The sequence below is a fragment of the Streptomyces sp. NPDC001380 genome, assembly GCF_042895785.1.
Taxonomy (GTDB): domain Bacteria; phylum Actinomycetota; class Actinomycetes; order Streptomycetales; family Streptomycetaceae; genus Peterkaempfera.
Genome location: NZ_JBIAWP010000001.1, coordinates 94,692 through 112,105 on the forward strand (window position 1 = coordinate 94,692; position 17,414 = coordinate 112,105).

General features: G+C 78.5%; 12 protein-coding genes. 4 read left to right on the top strand and 8 right to left on the bottom strand.

Going from position 1 to position 17,414, the window contains the following annotated elements; all coding sequences use genetic code 11:
- Positions 1 to 117: 117 nt before the first annotated feature.
- On the bottom strand, positions 118 to 1,359 hold the full coding sequence (locus tag ACFY07_RS00475; protein WP_230647142.1) for an acyl-CoA dehydrogenase family protein: 1,242 nt from the start codon (positions 1,357 to 1,359) through the stop codon (positions 118 to 120).
- Between the two features lie 129 nt (positions 1,360 to 1,488).
- Here ACFY07_RS00475 and ACFY07_RS00480 point away from each other — a divergent pair, with 129 nt between their 5' ends.
- Positions 1,489 to 2,157, top strand: a complete 669-nt coding sequence (locus tag ACFY07_RS00480) for a TetR family transcriptional regulator (protein WP_390866681.1) — start codon at positions 1,489 to 1,491, stop codon at positions 2,155 to 2,157.
- 122 nt (positions 2,158 to 2,279) lie between these two features.
- On the opposite strand, the gene ACFY07_RS00485 is transcribed toward ACFY07_RS00480, so the two are convergent.
- Positions 2,280 to 2,900: an RNA polymerase sigma factor gene (locus tag ACFY07_RS00485; protein WP_390866682.1), complete on the bottom strand. Its 621-nt coding sequence runs from the start codon at positions 2,898 to 2,900 to the stop codon at positions 2,280 to 2,282.
- Positions 2,901 to 3,067: 167 nt separating this feature from the next.
- On the opposite strand from ACFY07_RS00485, the gene ACFY07_RS00490 reads away from it, so the two are divergent.
- The 3 genes from ACFY07_RS00490 (at position 3,068) to ACFY07_RS00500 (ending at position 5,944) form a co-directional block, all read left to right on the top strand.
- Positions 3,068 to 3,214: a hypothetical protein gene (locus tag ACFY07_RS00490; RefSeq protein ID WP_390866683.1), complete on the top strand. Its 147-nt coding sequence runs from the start codon at positions 3,068 to 3,070 to the stop codon at positions 3,212 to 3,214.
- A gap of 253 nt (positions 3,215 to 3,467) precedes the next feature.
- Positions 3,468 to 5,192 carry an ABC transporter ATP-binding protein gene (locus ACFY07_RS00495; protein ID WP_390866685.1) on the top strand — a complete coding sequence of 575 codons (1,725 nt, stop codon included), beginning with the start codon at positions 3,468 to 3,470 and terminating at the stop codon, positions 5,190 to 5,192.
- Positions 5,193 to 5,404: 212 nt separating this feature from the next.
- Complete coding sequence (locus tag ACFY07_RS00500; protein ID WP_390866686.1) at positions 5,405 to 5,944, top strand: DUF6328 family protein; 540 nt, start codon at positions 5,405 to 5,407, stop codon at positions 5,942 to 5,944.
- A gap of 245 nt (positions 5,945 to 6,189) precedes the next feature.
- Here the strand turns inward: ACFY07_RS00500 and ACFY07_RS00505 are convergent, their stop codons facing one another.
- The 6 genes from ACFY07_RS00505 to ACFY07_RS00530 form a co-directional block, all read right to left on the bottom strand.
- Positions 6,190 to 7,491, bottom strand: coding sequence for an SUKH-4 family immunity protein (locus tag ACFY07_RS00505; protein WP_390866687.1), 1,302 nt, complete (start codon positions 7,489 to 7,491; stop codon positions 6,190 to 6,192).
- Positions 7,488 to 9,356: an ATP-binding protein gene (locus tag ACFY07_RS00510; RefSeq protein ID WP_390866688.1), complete on the bottom strand. Its 1,869-nt coding sequence runs from the start codon at positions 9,354 to 9,356 to the stop codon at positions 7,488 to 7,490. Before ACFY07_RS00510 ends, ACFY07_RS00505 begins: the two co-directional genes overlap by 4 nt.
- A 130-nt stretch (positions 9,357 to 9,486) precedes the next feature.
- On the bottom strand, positions 9,487 to 11,358 hold the full coding sequence (locus ACFY07_RS00515; RefSeq protein ID WP_390866689.1) for a hypothetical protein: 1,872 nt from the start codon (positions 11,356 to 11,358) through the stop codon (positions 9,487 to 9,489).
- 36 nt (positions 11,359 to 11,394) lie between these two features.
- Entirely contained in the window at positions 11,395 to 16,137 is a 4,743-nt protein-coding gene (locus tag ACFY07_RS00520) for a toxin glutamine deamidase domain-containing protein (RefSeq protein WP_390867040.1), read from the bottom strand.
- A gap of 98 nt (positions 16,138 to 16,235) precedes the next feature.
- On the bottom strand, positions 16,236 to 16,616 hold the full coding sequence (locus tag ACFY07_RS00525) for a WXG100 family type VII secretion target (RefSeq protein WP_390866690.1): 381 nt from the start codon (positions 16,614 to 16,616) through the stop codon (positions 16,236 to 16,238).
- 190 nt (positions 16,617 to 16,806) lie between these two features.
- Complete coding sequence (locus ACFY07_RS00530) at positions 16,807 to 17,202, bottom strand: hypothetical protein (RefSeq protein WP_390866691.1); 396 nt, start codon at positions 17,200 to 17,202, stop codon at positions 16,807 to 16,809.
- Positions 17,203 to 17,414 lie beyond the last annotated feature (212 nt).

Sequence of the window (17,414 nt, forward strand, 5' to 3'; positions counted from 1 at the left end):
GCCGACGGAAGCCGGGCGGCCGCTGACGGCTGACGGCTGACGGCCGGGGAACGGGCCGGGCCGGCGCCCCTCCCCCGCACGCGGGAGGGGCGCCGGCCCGGGGCACCGGGGGCGCGGTCAGCGGATGGGCACACCGGCGAGGGTGCGGGCGATGACCAGGCGCTGGATCTCCGAGGTGCCCTCGAAAATCGTATAAATGGCCGCATCGCGGTGCATGCGCTCCACGGGGTACTCGCGGGTGAAGCCGTTGCCGCCGAGGATCTGCATGGCCTGGGCGGTCACCCACTTGGCGGTCTCACCGGCGTACAGCTTCGACATCGAGCCCTCGGCGGCCGTGAACGGCTTCCCGTTGGCCGCCATCCAGGAGGCGCGCCAGACCAGCAGCCGGGCCGCGTCGATGCGGGTGCGCATGTCGGCGAGGGTGAAGGCGATCCCCTGGTTGTCGATGATGGGGCGGCCGAACTGGACCCGGGTCCTCGCGTAGTCGAGGGCGACCTCGTAGGCGGCGCGGGCGATGCCGACGGCCTGGGCGCCGACGGCGGGGCGGGACGCCTCGAAGGTGGCCATGGCGGCGTTCCCGCCCCGCTTGCCGGCGGACTCGCCGCGGGAGGCGGCGGCGGCCCGCTCGCGGGCGCGGGCGAGGCGCTCGTCCAGCTTCTCCCTGCCGCCGAGCAGGCAGTGGCCGGGGACGCGCACGCCGTCGAGCACGACCTCGGCGGTGTGCGAGGCGCGGATGCCGTGCTTCCTGAACTTCTGGCCCTGGCTGAGGCCGGGGGTGCCCGGCGGGACCACGAAGGACGCCTGGCCGCGGGCGCCGAGGGAGGGGTCGACGGCGGCGACGACGACGTGGACCCCGGCGATGCCGCCGTTGGTGGCCCAGGTCTTGGTGCCGTTGATCACCCACTCGTCCTTGGCCTCGTCGTACACGGCGCGGGTGCGCATGGCGGAGACGTCGGAGCCGGCGTCGGGCTCGGAGGAGCAGAAGGCGGCGACCCTGACGTCGTCGGGGGTGCCGAACATCTGCGGGACCCAGGTGCCGATCTGCTCCTCGGTGCCGTTGGCGAGGACGCTGACGGCGGCGAGGGTGGTGCCGACGATGGCGAGGCCGATGCCCGCGTCGCCCCAGAACAGCTCCTCCATGGCGACCGGGATGCCGAGGCCGGTGGGGTCGAAGTACTGCTGGGCGTAGAAGTCGAGGGAGTAGATGCCGAGTTTGGCGGCCTCCTGGATGACCGGCCAGGGGGTCTCCTCGCGCTCGTCCCACTCGGCCGCGGCCGGACGGACGACGTCGGCGGCGAAGCCGTGCAGCCAGTCGCGGACGGCGGCCTGGTCGTCGTTGAGTTCGAACGTGAAGGTCATCGGTCTCTCCGGTGGGGTCCGCGGAACGCGCGCGCCTTGGTGTTACCTCGGGTAACCTCGTACGAAGTCTGTTACCGATCAGTAGTGGATGTCAACGCCCACCGGGCGCGACCAGGGAGGAGCGGCGCCATGGCGGGCGACGGAACGGCGGCACCAGCGGGAGCCGCGGGCGGGCCGGGGCAGCGGAGGAAGGAACTGCTGGACGCGGCCGACCGGGTCATCCGCCGGGACGGCCCGCGCGCCAGCATGAACGCCATCGCCGCCGAGGCCGGCATCACCAAGCCGATCCTGTACCGGCACTTCACCGACCGGCAGGGGCTCTTCGCCGCCCTGGCGGAGCGCCACACCGCCGGGCTGCTGAGCGCCATGCGGTCCGCCCTGGCGCTGCCGCTGGAGCGCCGCGACCTGGTCGAGGCGGTGCTGGACACCTACCTGGCCGCGATCGAGGCCCGGCCGCAGGTGTACCGCTTCCTCACCCACCCCGAGGCGGCCGACGGCCTGGGCCCGGGCCGCCCGCTGGCGCCGGCGCTGCAGAAGATCGCGGACGAGATCGCCGCGTCCGTCCGCCGCCACGTCGACCTGGGGGCGCAGGCGGACCTGCTCTCCGAGACCTGGGGGCGCGGCATCACCGGGATGGTGCTGGCGGCGGGCGACTGGTGGCTGGCGGAGCGGCCCTGCCCGCGCGAGGAGATGGTCCGGGCCCTCGCCGACCTCCTGTGGGGGCGGCTGGCGGCGGCCGGGCAGCGGCCGGTGGCGGCGACCGGGACCGCCTCCCGGGAGCGGGAGCCGGAGGAGTAGGACAGGACCCGCGGAGGGCCCGCGGAACGGCGGCGGCAGGGCCGCGGGGCCGGCGGGCCGGGGGGCCTCGGGGCCGGGGGCGCTGCCGGGGCCCGGGACAGGACGGGGACGGGGGCCGGGCGTCAGCGGCCGGGGGCGGCGCCCTGCGCCGCCAGCGCCTCGCGCACCCTGCCCTTGGCCAGGCGGATGCGGGTCTTCGCCGTGCCCAGGGGGATGTGCTCGCGCTCCGAGACCTCGCGCGCGGTCATCAGGTAGAGGCCGGCCATCACCAGGGCCCGCCGCTGCTCGCAGGGCAGCGCCGCCAGGGCCGCCCGGCAGCGGCGGGCGGACTCGCGGGCCAGCGCCTGGTCCTCGGAGCTCTCCGCGGCCCCTCCGTCGAGCGCGGCCACGACGTCCGGGTCCACCGGCACGGTGCGGCAGCGGGTGCGGACGGCGTCGACCGCCAGGTTGTGGGCGATGGCGGTGACCCAGCGGCGCACGCTCCCCCGGTCGGGGTCGTAGGCCCGGGCGTTCCGCAGCGCGTGCTCGTAGGTCTGCTGGACCACGTCCTCGGCGGTCCGCGGATTGCGCAGGACGGCGGTCGCGGCGCCGAGGATCCCCCGCTGGAAGCGGTGGACGAAGGCGGCGGCCAGTTCCGGGTCGCGCGCTGCGAGCCCTGCGAGCAGGGCCTCGTCCGGCAGCCGCCCGGCCGCCTCGGCGGCCGGGGCCGCCGCGGGGTTCCGGGACGCTGCGCTCCTCAGCACTGACGCCTCCTCGGTGCGGCGGCGGGAAAGGTCAAGCTTTCTTAAAGCGTGTCATAAAGCAACCAATCAGACAAATCCATTTGGCGGTCCGGGACGTACATCTCTGCGGGGAGGTCGACCACAGGGTCGGAGCACCTCCCTCCCGAGCCGAAGAAGGGAAACGCACCATGAGCGTCTTCGGAGGACCGTTCGGTGGTGGACACGGCAGGCGCTGCCGCCGTGACTGGGACGACGACGACTGGGGCGGCTGGGGCGGCTACGGCCACCGCCGGTTCCGCAGGTTCCGCCGCTTCCACCGGCGCTACTACTACTAGGAGCAGCGCTTCACAGTGATCCTCACCGCGGGGGCCGGCCCGAGCGCCGGCCCCCGCCCCACTGCAGGGGGCGCCCCCGCCCCGCCGCAGAGAGCGCAGGGACTGCAGGGCACAGGGACTGCAGCGACTGCCGAGGCGCAGCCCGGAGGTGCACGTGACCGAGGAGCCGAACGGCGCGACAGCGGCACAACTGGCCGCGGGGCGGCCGCCCGGGGCGGGCGGCGCCGGCCCGCAGGGCCCTGACCGGGCCCCCGTGGCCCTGGCCCCCGCCCTCCCCTTCCGCGAGATCTTCCGCCGCTTCCGGCCGTGGGTGCACCCCGACCGGTGGTGGCTGCCGGTGTGCGTCGTGCTGCTGGTGGCGGGCTCGGCCGGCGAGGTCGTGTCGGTGTGGCTGTTCAAGGACCTGGTCGACGACGTCCTCATCCCCCGCCGCTTCTCCGCCTTCTGGCCGCTCGCCGCGGCCATGATCGGCACCGCCGCCCTCGGGGCGCTGCTGGCGTACCTGGGCCAGTACGCGGCCACCCGGGTCGCCGAGCGGTTCCTGCTGCGGCTGCGGACCGCCGTCGTCGAGCACCTGCACACGCTGCCGCCCGACACGCTGCGCCGCCGCTGGCACGGCGACGTGGTGGCCCGGCTGACCACCGACATCGACCAGATCGAGCAGCTGGTCGCCTCCGGGGTGATCCAGGCGGCGACGGCCCTGATCAGCCTGGTCTTCTTCGCGGGCGCGGCCTTCCTCCTCAGCTGGCCGCTGGCGCTGGCGGCGTTCGCCGCCGCGCCCCTGTTCTGGTTCACCGCACGCCGCTTCGGCGCCCGCATCCAGCGGCTCTCCCGGGAGGCGCGCCGCTGCGAGGGCGGGGTCACCGCGGTGGTGGAGGAGAGCCTCGCGAACTCCGCGCTGGCCCACGCCTACAACCAGCAGGGCCGCGAGGTGGAGCGGGTGCGGCGGCAGGGACGGGCCCTGATGGACGCCGACCTCGCCACCGCCCGCACCGCCCTGGCCTACCCGGCACTGCTGAACGTCCTGGAGGTGGTCGGCGGCCTCTTCGTCGTCGGGCTCGGCGCCTTCGAGCTCACCCGCGACGCCCTCACCATCGGCGGACTGCTCGCCTTCGCGGCCTTCCTCACCCAGCTCTTCGGACCCGCGCAGGAGCTCTCGGGCCTGGTCGCCTCCTTCGGCGCGGCGGGGGCCGGCGCCGAGCGCGTCGCCGAACTGCTGACGACCGAGCCGCCCGTGAGGGACCGGCCCGGCGCCCGGCCCCTGACCGGGGTCCGCGGCCGGCTGTCCTGCGAGGGGGTGCGGGCGTCCTACCCGGGACGGCGCGACCGGCCGGCCCTGCGGCACGTCACCTTCGACGTCGCCCCCGGCCAGGTCCTCGGCGTGACCGGTCCGAGCGGCGGCGGCAAGTCCACCCTGGCCAAGCTCCTGGTGCGGTTCATGGAGCCCGAGCGCGGCACCGTCCGCGTGGACGGCACCGACCTGCGGGACGCCACCGCGGTCTCCGTGCGGGACGCGGTCACCCTGCTCCCGCAGGAGCCGCAGATGTTCCACGCGTCCGTCCGGGACAACATCGCCTACGGGCGCCCGGGCGCGACCGCGGAGGAGGTGGAGCGGGCCGCGGCCGACGCGGACGCGGACGCCTTCGTCAGGGCCCTGCCGCAGGGCTACGACACCGTCCTCGGGGAGGACGGCCTGCAGCTGTCCGGCGGCCAGGCCCGGCGGATCGCCGTGGCCCGGGCCTTCCTGCGCGGCACGCCCGTCCTGGTGCTGGACGAGCCGACCGCCGGGCTGGACGCACAGGCCGCCGCGCGGGTGGTGGAGCCGCTGCACCGCCTGATGGCGGGGCGCACCACCGTCCTGATCACGCACGACCCGGCCCTGCTGCGGCACGCCGACGCGGTCCTGGAGATCTCCGCGGACGGCGTCGGCCACGGCGTGCGGCCGGCGGACCGCCTGGGGAGCGCCGGCACCGCCTGAGCCCGCCCGAGCGGCCGCCCGCCCGAGCCTGCCGGGCCGGGAGTCCCGGCCCCCTCGGCCCGGTTCCGCCCCCGGCCGCCCCGGCCGGGGGCTCCCGGCGCGCCGCCGCCAGGGGCCCCGGCGCCCCGCCCGGGCGGGACCGCACCCGCTCGGCGGGGCATGGCGCCCCGCGCAGCGGGCACCCGGTCGGGGACGAGCGGCGGAAGGCGGCCATGGGCGAGGATCCGGGCAGTACCGGCCCCGAGCGGGCCCCCGGCCCGCGGCACGGCCGCGACGAGACGCCCGAGGAGCGGGCGGACCGCCGCTGGGCCGAGCTGCTCCAGGAGGTCAGGGTCGCCCAGACGGGCGTGCAGATCCTGCTCGGCTTCCTGCTGAGCGTGGCCTTCACGCCCCGCTTCGCCCGGCTGGGCGACTTCGACCGCCGGGTCTACCTGGTCACCGTGGTGCTGGGGGCGACGGCGACCGGGGCGCTGATCGCGCCGGTCTCCTTCCACCGGATGCTCAGCGGGCGGCGGCTGAAGCCGGAGCTGGTGCAGATGGCCGCCCGGCTGACCGGGCTCGGCGTGGTGCTGCTGGCCCTCACCGTGGGCTCCTCGCTGCTGCTCCTGCTGCACGTCGCGACGGGCCGGGCGGCCGCGGTGTGGACCACGGCGGCGGTGATGGTCTGGTTCGCGGTCTGCTGGCTGCTGGTCCCGTACTGGATCCGCCGGCGCGGCGAGCGGCCGGAGAGCCGGCGGCCGCCCGGGGAGTGAGCCCTTGCCGGGGGGGAGCCGGGGGTGCGCGGCCGCCGCCCGGCTCCCGGCGGGGGGGGGGGGGGCCCCCCGCCCCCCCCCCCCCCCCCCCCCCCCCCCCCCCCCCCCCCCCCCGGCGGCGGCGGGGGCCCGGGCGGGGGCGGGCGCGGGGGGGGGGGGGGCGGGGGGGGGCCGCCCCCGCCCCCGGCCCGGGGGGGGCGGGGCCCGGCCCGGGCGCCGGGGCCCGCCACGCCGGGAGCGGGCGGTCAGAGCAGGCCGTCCCACATCTGCTCGACGACGACCGCCCACCAGTGCTCCGGGTCCTGGAAGACGGTGGGGTCGAGGGCGGCGAGGTCCCGCTGCAGGGCGTCGACGGCGGTGGCGGCCGCGTACGGGTCGAGACCGCGCAGGGCGGGGCGCCGCTCCGCGAGGAGGGCGAGGCAGCGGACGTACGCGGACAGGTCGGCGTTCAGGTAGCGGCCGGTGCCGTTGTCGGGGTCGACGGCCCAGACCCGTCCGGTGCCCGCCCCCGTGCCGGTGCCGCCGTCGCCGCACTGGACGGCGACCAGGGCGTGTCCGTCGGTGCCGAGCAGCACGTACGCGGCGAGCAGGGCGCGGGTGTGTTCGGGGACCCGGGCCCCGCGGCCGGCGGCGGCCAGGTGGGAGGCGACGTCGGCCAGGCCGGGCAGGACCTCGAAGAAGCCCTCGACGCGGACCGGCAGGCCGGCCCAGACCAGGGTGTGGCGGGCCGGCTCGGGCAGCGGCGAGGCGGCCGTGTCGTCGGCGTCGGCGCGGTGCACGCCCTCGGCGCCGAACAGCCCGGCGAGGCGGCGGCCGAGGGCGGCGTCCCGCTCGGGCCCGGCGGCGGGGACGTCGCGGGGGAACGGCACCCGGTTGGGGCGCGGCGGGACCGGGCGGCCGGCGCTGCGGAAGACCTCCTCGGTGGCGTCGGCCAGGGCGCGGACGGCGGCGGCGCGGCGGTCGTAGCGCGGGCCGTAGTCGTGGCTGTAGGAGAACGACGCGGCGGGCAGTTCGGCGAGCAGCGCGGCGGCGCAGTAGCCGCCGGGCAGCTCGCACGGGCGCAGGTCGGTGTGGACGGCCAGCACGTCGTCCGGGCGGACGCCCTGCCGCCGGAGCTCGCGCCAGGCGGCGACCTCGGGGTGGCCGGTGCCGGGGGCGGACATCCGGAAGAGGCTCCGCTCCTCGCCCGCGGCGTCACGGTAGGTGAGGACGGCGGTGGCGCCCGGGCCGACGGCCGGCGGCAGGGCGGGGTCGTACGTGCCGGCGCCGAGCTTGTCCCGGTAGAGCCGGACGACCTCCTCGACGGGCACGGACGGCCAGTGGGTCAGCTCCCCGGTCCCCCGGTCGACGACCGCGCACGCCGAGCCGATCTCGGCCGGGGCGCGCCGTGCGCCGGGGGCGGCGTCCGCCGGGGCCTCCTGCGGCTCGGCCCACAGCACCCAGCCCAGGTCGAACTCGTGCACGCCGATGCGGCGCCACCGCTCCTCGGGTCGGTCGCCGTTGATCCAGCGGTGGGCCGCCTCGATCGCCTGCTCACGGGTCGTCACGCGGGTCGCTCTCCTTCGGAGCCGGAGGGGGGTTCCACAGTAGCGGCGGCCCGGGCCCGCCCCGGGGCGGGGAGGTGCAGCCGCAGGGCGCCGAGGCCGGCGGCGTCGGCGACCAGCAGCACCCCGTCCGGGGTGACGTCGGCGCCGCCGAGCGGTCCGGCGGAGAGGAAGAGGCCGGACGGGCCGCCGCCCTCGCGCGGCCACAGGCGCACGTAGTCCCCGCCGGTGCCGAGCCGCACCGGGCACGCCTCGCGCCGCTCCTCCGGCAGGGGGGCCAGCTGCTCGGGAGCGGCCTCCACGGGCTCCCCGGTGAGGGCGTCGTGGACGCTCAGCGGGGGCTCCGCCCCGGGGACGTGGGCGGCCGCGACCACCGTGCCGTCGGGCGTGACGGCCGCGGTGAGGGCGGTGACGCCCGGCAGCGGCCGGGTCCACAGGGTCCGCCACGGCAGTCCGGGGCCGAGGTCGGGGGCGGGCAGGCCGTCGCGGTGGCAGGCGTGCTCCAGCAGGGCGGCCCGCAGCACCGGACCGGCCTCGTGGCGGGTGAACAGCGGCGCCAGCCGCAGCCAGGTGCGGGCGAGCGGCGGCAGGTCGGCGCCGGAGGCGGCGAGGTGCCCGACGGCGGCGCGCAGCCGCACCTGGTCGGCGTGGAGCAGGAAGCCGGGGTCGTCCAGCAGCTCGGGCAGGACGCCGCCCTCCAGGGCGTGCCCGGCCAGCTGCCCGCGCACGTACGGCGCGGCGCGCTCCCAGCGGCCGGGCCCCGCGCCGGCCTCCGCGCCGGGGACGGCCGCGAGGAGGGCGGCCGCGATGCGGCGCTGGACCTCGCGGACGGCGCCCCCGAAGCGCTCGCGGACCTCCGCGGCGACGGCGGGGTGGACGATGCGCACGGCGGGGTCGCCGTCGTCCCCGACGGGCTCGACGAACGGCATCAGCAGGAGCCGGCCGCCGGCCAGGGCGGGCCCCAGGTCCCTCCCGGCGACGGCGGAGGCCAGCGGCGCCCACAGCGCCAGGGGCAGCGGCGCGCCGGGTGCGGCCAGGGCGAGCGGGGCGAGCAGGCGGCGCAGGGTCAGCTCGTCCGTGCCGCAGCGCCCGGCGTGGAGGTCGAGGGCGTCGCCGACGCCCTGCGGCAGCGGGACGCCGCCCCCGGGGACGGCCAGCGCCGACCGGGCGGCCAGCCGCACCGCCAGGGGGCTCCCGGCGGCCCGCGCCACCCGGTCGGGGCCGTCCCCGGGGCCGCCGAGGGCGTGCTCGGCCTGGAGCCGCAGTCCGGCCGGGTCGGCCCACGGCTCCTCGTCGAGGTCGACGACGAGGAGCTCCGCGGCGGGCAGCCGGTCCGCCAGCCACCGGGCCTGTTCGCGCGGCACGTCGGCGAGGAGCCGGACCCCGGGGGACTCCGCCAGCGGCAGCAGCACCTCGGCGGCGACCCGGGGGGGTTCGCCGGGCAGCGGCAGCACCCCCGCCCGGTCGGTGTCCGCGACGACGACCTCCGCGGGCCGCCCGCGCGGCTCCGCCAGCAGGCGGAGCGCCTCGGCGGTGCGCCCGGCGGAGGGGGCGAGCTCGTCGGCGACCGCCCACAGGAGCTGGCCGGCGGTGAGGCCCGCCGCGTCGAACACCAGGGGCTCGGGCAGGTCGCCCGCCGGCACGGTGGACGGGTCCAGGACGGCGGTGTCGATCCGCTTCCGGTACTCCGGGTCGCAGAGCATCAGGAACCCGTCGAGCAGGCGCGTGCGGCCGCTGCCCGGGCCCCCGGTGAGCAGGACGGTCCGGGGCGCGCCGTCGGCCCGGGAGCGCCAGGCGGCCAGGGCGCGCAGCGCGGCGGCCCGCCCGCCGAGGTGCGGGTGGGGCCGGTGGGTGGTCGGGCCGGTCACGCGGGTGGCCTCCAGACGGGACGGTGCAGCCGCGGGCCGGGACGCCCGCCCGGCGCGGCCGGGCGCGGGGGCCCCGGGGGGCCGGGCGGGTGCGGGTGCGGATACGGGTGCAGGTGCGGGTGCGGGTGCGTCACTTCTCGTCGCCCCACAGGGCGGGGTCGAGGTCCTGCCGCTCGTGCAGGAAGGTGTGCCAGCAGCCGTCGGCGGCCTCGGCGTCCAGCGCGCGCAGCCAGTGGTCGAGCTGGTCCGCGACGTACCGGCGGTTGACCTGGCGGACGGTGCGGCCCGGCTCGCAGACCAGGCGCAGCATGGCGCAGAAGGCCGGCAGCGCGTCGGCGGCGTGCTCGGTGTCGCCGTCGAGGTCCTCCAGCAGCACCCGGCCCGTGGAGCCGTCCAGCAGCAGGTCGCCGCCCAGCCACCGGCCGATCCGGTACAGGACGCGGACGCCGCCGCTGCCGTCGGGCTCGCGGTCCCACTCCTCCAGGCCCTCCTCGGGCAGGTGGCCGGTCCACAGCGTGCCCCGGCCGGAGGCGAGCGGCATGCCCGTGCCGGTCAGGAACGCCCGCGCCCCCGGGTCCGCGAGTCCGTCGGGGAGGTCGTCCGCGGCGGGCCGCCACAGTCCGGCGAAGGGCGCGGCCAGCCACCGCGGGTCGGGCGGGACGGCGGCGGCCGGCAGGTCCTCCAGGGCCTCGGAGACGAGCGGTTCGACGAAGGGGGTGCGGGCCCAGCCGGGCGCCTCCTCGTCCACCGGGGCCGCCAGCCCGATCCGGAAGATCCCGTCGGCGCCGGCCAGCACCAGGTCGCCGCCGCGGCGCACGCCGCCGGTGACCTCGAAGGGGAAGCGGGGGGCGGCCACCCTGCCGGCGGCCCGCAGCCGTCCGTCGGACCAGGTCAGCCGCTCCCAGCCGTCGTCGGCGGGCCGGACGGGTGCGGCCTCGGCCGAGCCGGCGGTGCGCCGGTACGGGCCGCCCAGCCGCTCACCCGTGGCGAGGTCGAAGACGTACTCGGTGCGGGCCCGCACGGCGCCCGTGTCCACGTCCTCGTCCGGGACGTCCGGGTCGCGGCTGACCACGACCTGCCGCCCGTCCCCGTCCAGCACGGCGGGCAGGACCGCCTCGACCGGGCCCGGCACCGGGCGGGCGTCCGCCGAGCGGCCCGCCGGCAGCCAGTGCGCCCACACGGTGCGCCACGGCAGGCCGGCCCCGTCGGCGAGCCGGGCCGCGAGGTCCGCGGCGCCCTGGCACACCAGCCGGTGGTGGAGCGCGGCCAGCCACTCGCCGTGCCGGTCGCGGCCGGGGCGCACGCCGAGCAGGTCGAGGTAGTGGACGTCGGCCGCGAGGGAGTTGTGGGGCACGCCGTCCGGCCAGGCCAGCGGCAGTGCGTCCACCAGCTCGGCCCGGTCGGCCGCCGCGAGGAAGCCGGGGCTGCCGATGAGGTCCGGCAGGTCGGCCGGGTCGAAGGTGCGCTCCGCCCGCGGGTCCGGGGCGTGCCGCGGCGGACCGGCGGGCGCCGGGAGGTCCACCGCGGTCGTCGTGGCGGACGGGGCCGCCCGGAGCGAGGCGTCCGCCTCCAGGGCGACCCACCCCGCGGGCCCGCCGCGGCGGGCCAGGTGGCGCACCACGCGGTCGAGGACCGCCTGCGGCGCCGCCGACCCCCGGTACGCACCGGCCAGGTGGACGTCCAGCAGCACCAGGCCGGGCACCGCGGAGGCCCCGTCGAGCAGGTCGCGGAACGTCCCGCGCGGCCGGACGCCGCGCGGGAGGGCGCCGAGCGCCTCCAGGACGGCCGCGGCGACGTCGTCGACGTCGCGGCCCGCGCACTCCACCACGGCGGTTCCGGGCAGCGCGGCCAGCACCCGCCGCAGCACGCCGCTCTTCCCGGCCCCGCGGGCGCCCCGCAGCACCAGCAGCCGTCCGTGCGGCCCGTCGGCGGCCCAGCGGCCCACCGCGCGCTCCGCCGCGGTGCGGTCCCCCGGGTCCGTCCCGTCGTCAGTCCTCGTCACAGCCGTCTTTCCTCGGTGTCCGTCCTGCGGGGGGGGTCAGAGCTGGCCGGCCTGCGCCATGCGCGCCCAGATCGTCCCCAGCCGGTTCAGGTCGCGCTGCGCGTCCTCGGTCATGTCGGCCGCGCTCTGCGCGGGATCGCCGTCGCCGGTCTGCACCCCCTTCCGGTAGCCCACACCGTAGTCGACCGGCACTCCGGGCAGCCGTTCCGCGATGTAGCGCGAGCAGCCGGCATGGCCCGGCTTGCTGCCGCAGGGCTCGCGCTCCGTGTACAGGCTGGCGACCGTGTAGCCGCCGGCCTCCTGGCGTGCGTTGAGGCGGTCCATCCAGCGGCCGAGGTGAGGCTCGGAGTGCTCGGGGCGCCGGCCCGCCTGGTTGGCGGGGATGGAGCTGTCGACGACGTACCGGTGGTTGCCGTCGGGGTCGACGACCTCGATCACCGCGAAGTTCTTGCCCGAGAAGTCCGGCCGGTGGTCGCCGCGGCCGGGCCCGGCGGCGAGGGCGTACACCGCGTCGCGGTCGCCGAAGCGGCCGTCCTCGACCAGGTGCTCGCGCACCAGGTGGGCCGGGGCGGGCGCGTCGCCGCCGGACGGCGGGCCAGCGGTCCGGAAGTCCTGGCTCGCGTGGTAGGCGACGCCGCGCGAGGCGGTGTCGGTGAGCGCGGCGTCGTCGTTCCTCTGCTTCTTGCGCTCCCGCGGCGACAGGTCGCTGCGGTCGGCGTCGTCGTCGTACGCGTACGGCCTGTCGGCGCGCTCGGGGCTGGCGCCGACGGCGTGGGCCTGGTGGAAGCCGAGGCTGAGGCGGCCCAGGGAGGCCACCACGGCGCCCTGCTGACCGCGGGTCAGACCGTCGAAGCCGGGGAGCCGGTCGGCCAGTTCCCGCTTGTCGAAGCCGAGCTGCGGCGGGTCGCTGTGGGCCCGGCCCGCCGCCTCGTGGAGGACGGCGGCGACCGTGCCGTCGTCGAGGTGGCTCTCGAGGAAGCCGTGCGCCACCTCGGTGTTGGTCTGGGTGAACTCGTTGGTCCCGCGGGCGTGCTGCTGGGTCGCGTCCGGCAGCACGCCGTAGTGGGTGTGGTCGGCGTCCTGGCGCCGGTCGTAGTCGGTGGAGCCCTTGGACCGCCGCTCGGCCCCGTCCTCGGGGGTGCCGTCGGAGTCCTGCGGGGAGCCGGGCCCGTCGTGGCCGCCGGCGGCGTGGCCGCCCGCGGTGTGCCCGGATCCGGCGGCGGCGCCCGGGGCTCCCCCCGTCCCCGCGTCGGGGCCGTCCGTCCTGCGCCGCTTGGGATCGTGCCCCCCGGGCGTCCCGTCGTCCTCCTCACGGTCGTGCTTGCCCGCGGGGTCGGCGGGGCGGCGGCCGCCGTCGGCGGCGGGGCGGTCCGGCGGGATCGGGCGGCGGTCGGGGTCGAGGGGGACGGCGAAGACGCCGTGGTCGCCGCTGTGCAGGGGCTTGTCGCCGCGGGCCCCGGTCTGGTTGTCGAGGTAGGTGATGCGGCCGTCGTGGTTGACGACGTTCCAGGCGTGGGCGCGGCCGTGGGCGTCCTGGGTGACGACGACGGCCTGGGAGCCGTGCCCGGCCCGGCGGAGCCGGTCCTCCAGCCGGTGGAAGGCCTGGTCGCCGTCGCCCAGGTCCTGGAAGGGCGCGCCGAGCCGCCGCTCGGCGCGGTCGCGTCCGCCGTGCTCGCCGTCCGGACTGCCGTCGTCGGTGCGCGCGGCGGCAACGGTGGGGTTCCCGCTGTAGGTGTCGGCACTGGAGAGCGCGACGTCCAGGCAGTTGTTGTCGCGGCCGGGCGAGCGGTGGCCGTCGCCGTTGACCGCGCCGGGCCAGTCGCCGTACGGGTCGGGGTGGCGCCGGGGGGTGCCGTCCGGATGGCGCGGGATGCGGCTCTCCAGCTCCTGCTGGTGGTGCTCCTCGACGCGGGCCAGGCCGCCGGGGGTGTCGTAGGGGCGGTCGGCCGACAGGGGGCGCCGGTGGTCGGGCATGCCGGGCGCGTCGGGCGCGGGCCGGGGGTCCGCGTGCCCCGCGGCACCGGGCCGGACGCCGCCGGGCACGGGGACGGGGACGGCGGCGGGGGTGTCGTGCCTCGCGCCGGGGTCCTGCGGGCCGCCGTGCCGGGTGCGGTCGTCGGCCGCCGGGCGGTCGGGCGCGGCGTCCGGACGGCGGGCGGGGCCGTCGGCCCCGTCCCCGCGGCCGGGCGTGTGCGGCCGGTCCGGGGTGTGGGGCCGGTCGGGCGTGGGGGGCCGGTCGGCCGGGCGTGCGGCGGCGGGCCCGGTGCGGGGGTCGGGGCTCGGACCGGGGCGGGGGTCGGTGGGCCGCAGGCCCGTACCGGCCGGGGACGGGCCGCTGTCCCGCCGGCCGGGCACGTCGGGGCTGCCGTCGGCAGGACGGGGCCCGCCCTGGCCCGGCACGGACGGACCGCCGGGGCGGTGGGTGGCGGGCGTGCCGGAGGAGGCGCCGGAAGCGGAAGCGCCGGAGGCAGGACCGCCGGTGGCGGGCGCGGCGGAGTGGGGGGCACCGGCGGACGGGGCGACCGGTCCCCCGGCGGGCTGCTGGGCGCCGGGCTGCTGCGTGGCCGGCTGGTCGGTGGTGCCGTCGGGGGCGGGCGCGTGGACCGGGGGTGCGTCGGCGACGGCGGTGGAGGCGGTCTGGACGGTGGTGGGGCGGTAGGGGCCGTCCGACGCGTCGGAGGGATCGGCGGAGGAGGCGTGCGGGACGGCCGCTCCGGCGTGCGGCAGCGCTCCGGCGGGGTCGGTCCCGTCGGCGTGGTCCCGCTGCGGCGCCGCGTCGGACCGGACGTCGGCGGGCTCATGGCGCTGCAGGGGCACGTCCGCGCCGGGGTCGGGCACGCGGTGGCTGTGGACGGGGCCCGGGTCCTGCCCGCCCTGCCCGCCCTGCCCGCCCTGCCCGCCCTGGCCGTCCTGCCCGTCCGCGTGGTCGGGCGTGGCGGACGTGTCGCCGCCGACGTGCAGCGGACCGTCGGAGGCGGCCGGACGCACGTCCCCGTCGTGGGAGGGGACGGGCGAGGGCGTCTCGTCGGTGTGCACCCGCCCGGGCAGGGGGTCGGGGACGGGACGGCCGTCGGGGGCGGGAGACGACGGGACCGCGGTGCGGTCGTCGAGGGCCGGGGGCGGCGAGGATGCCGTGCGGTCGTCGGAGCGGTGGTCCGGCCCCGGGCCGGCTGCGGCCGGCCCCGGGTCGCGGGACGGCCCGCCGTCCACCCCGGCGTGGGGCAGCGGCGCGGCCTCGGCGCCTACCGGACCGTGCCGCCCGTCCGTCCCGGCGTGGACCGGCGACGGCTGCCCGTCCCCGCCCGCGTGCGGCAGGGACCCCGACGGGTCCCCGGCACCCGCAGCACCACCGGCACCCGCCTGATGACCGCCACCCGCCGGAACCGCACCCGCCGCATCGGTCCCCGCATGGGCCGGGGCGGGGTCCGGGGCGGGGTGGGGGCCGCCGCCGTGCGGGGGCGCGCCCGCGCCGCCGGAGGACGGCGTGTGCGAGGGCGTCTGCGCGCCCGCGCCGCCCGAGGACGCGTGGTCAGGCGCGGGGGCCGGAGTCGGGTCCGGCGCGAGGGCGGGCGCGGGGGCGGGGTCGGAGGCCAGCCGGGTGCCGAACGGGTCGAGCGGGGGCGTGTCGTGGCCGGGACGGCCGGTCCCGCCGTGGTCGCCGGGAGCGCCGGGAGCGCCGCCGGTGGTGGTCCCGCCGCTCACGGACTGGTGCCCGCCACCCGCGCCCCCGTCGGCGGGCGACGGGTGCGGTGCGTCGCCGGACGGGGCCGGGACGGGGGAGCCCGGCGTGGTGGAGCCGGACGGGCCGTCGGTCCCGGGCGCCCCCGCACGGTCGCCCGTGTGCGGGGCGCCCGGGGAGCCGGGCCGCCCCGGGCTTCCGTCGCCGCCCTGGTTCCCCGCGCTGTCGCTGCGGGTGCCGTCGCTGCGGGTGCCGTCGCTGCCGGCGCCGTCGCTGCCGGCGCCGTCACTGCCGTCACCCGCCGGACTGTCGCTGTTCGTGCTGTCGCTGCCCGTGCCGTGGTCCGCCCCGCCGTCCCCGTGGCCGGCCATGGTCTCCGCGTGGTGCCGTGCGGCACCGCCGGCCCGCGAGCCGAGCCCGTCCCGCAGCGACTCTCCGAAGGTCTGCTGCCAGTTCTTGGCGGACTCCTTGCCCTCCTCCCAGCCCTTGTCGGCGGTACGCCCCAGGTCGTAGCCGCTCCGGGCGCCGAAGCCCTGGTCGACGGTCTGGGCGATGAGGTCCGAGAGCATCGCCTGGACGGCGGAGACGACCGGGTCCTTGAGCGTCTCGATGATCGCCTCGATCAGGGCTTCCCGGAGCTCCTTCAGCAGCCGGCGCACGATCATCCTCGTGGCCTGCGTGGCGCCGAGGGCACCGACCTCGGACAGGCCCAGGGTGAACGGCGCCGCCGCCTGCGCGGCGATGATCTCCGCCGCCAGGATCACCAGCTGCGCGATGACGGCGATCTTGCAGGCGACGACGATCACCGCCGCCGCGTCGAAGGCCGCCGCGATCAGCCGCGCCGCCGAGGAGGCGTCCGCGAGGTACCCGTCCCCGCCGGTCGAGAACCTGTCGAAGGCCTTCCCGAACGCGTCGATCGAGTCGCCGCTGTTCGCCGACCGGACGCTGTTCGCGGCCGCCAGGGCGCGGTGGTTGAGGTCGTCGACCTCGTCGGCGAAGTCGCGCCACACCTGGGCGCACTCGCGCAGCTTGTCCTCGTCCGCCTTCGGCCAGTCGAAGCCGAGCATCTCCAGGACCCACTCGAGGCTGTCCGGCAGCATCAGCGACACGAGCTCAACTCCCCCGTACGGCCGCCCCGCGCCGTCTCCCGGCGCAGGGGCGGAACATCAGATCAGTGGCGCGACGTCGGAGGACGTCGTCAGAAGGCGGGGTGGTGCAGGCGGCCGACCTCGCCGCCCAGCTCCTCCGCCCGGCCGCGCAGAGCGGCCAGCCGGCCCGCCTCGTCGGCCTCGTGCGCCGCGTGGTTGTCGGCCATGGCCTGCAGTTTCCGACCGGTCTCGCCGAGCCGCTCCGCGAGGGAGTCCATGGACTCCTCCATACCGTCGCGCAGGCCCTCGTAGACGACGCCGAACTTCTCCCCCAGGTCGTCGTCACCCCACGGGGGCTCCTGGCCGCCCTCCAGCGACCGGAGCCGCGACCGCAGCGTGTCGGCCGCCTGCCGGAAGTCCCGCCCGACGTCCTCCAGGGCTCGTCCCTGCGCACGCAGGTTCGCCTCGTCGACGACGATGCGCCCGCTCATCCCCACCACCCCCGTGGCACCGCACTTCGTGGACCGGGCCGGACCGGCCGAGTCGGCCGCTCCGGCGGCGGCACGACGCCGCCCCGCCAAGTCGGAAGATCCTATCTACGGGAGATGCGCCCCGACAGCTCCCCCGACCGCCCGGAAACGCACCCTCACCGTTCCGACACTCCGCGCATACACCTTCACCTCAACCGCCGGTGCCGCCGGTGCGCCTGTCGCCCCGTCCGCCGTCCGGGCCGCCGGAGCGGCCGGCCGTCCCGCCCCGTCCGGCCTCCTCCGCCTCGCGGAGCATCCGCTCCGCCCGCTGCTCCGAGCGGCGGCGCTCCTCCGGCGTCATGTCCTCGGCAGCCTCCCGGATCTTCCCGAGCCGGTCGCCGAGCGCGTCCAGGTAGCGGTCGGAGGCGATCACGTCCTTCATGCCGATCCGCCCGCTCAGCACGCCCTTGGCCATGTCCTGGAGCTCGGGGCCGACCGAGGGGTTGGCCGCGATGGTCCGCAGCGCCTTGTGCAGCGACGCGGCCTGGCCCAGGTCGTCGGCCACGTCCAGCAGTTCGGTGTCGTCGATCTCGTGCTCGCGGGCCATGGCGGCACTCCCCCTCGCGTGTTCCGACGCCCTGCCGACACGGATCATAGACAACCGCCCGGCCGGCACGCGGGCGGCGGCGGATCCCCCCGGGGTCGGCCCGCACCGGGGAGCCGGCGCGGCCGCCCACGGACGGACCCCGCGGACGGCGGCCGGCGGCAGCCGCCCGCCCCCGCGGACCTGCGCCGCCGCCGGACCGCTCCGGATGCACC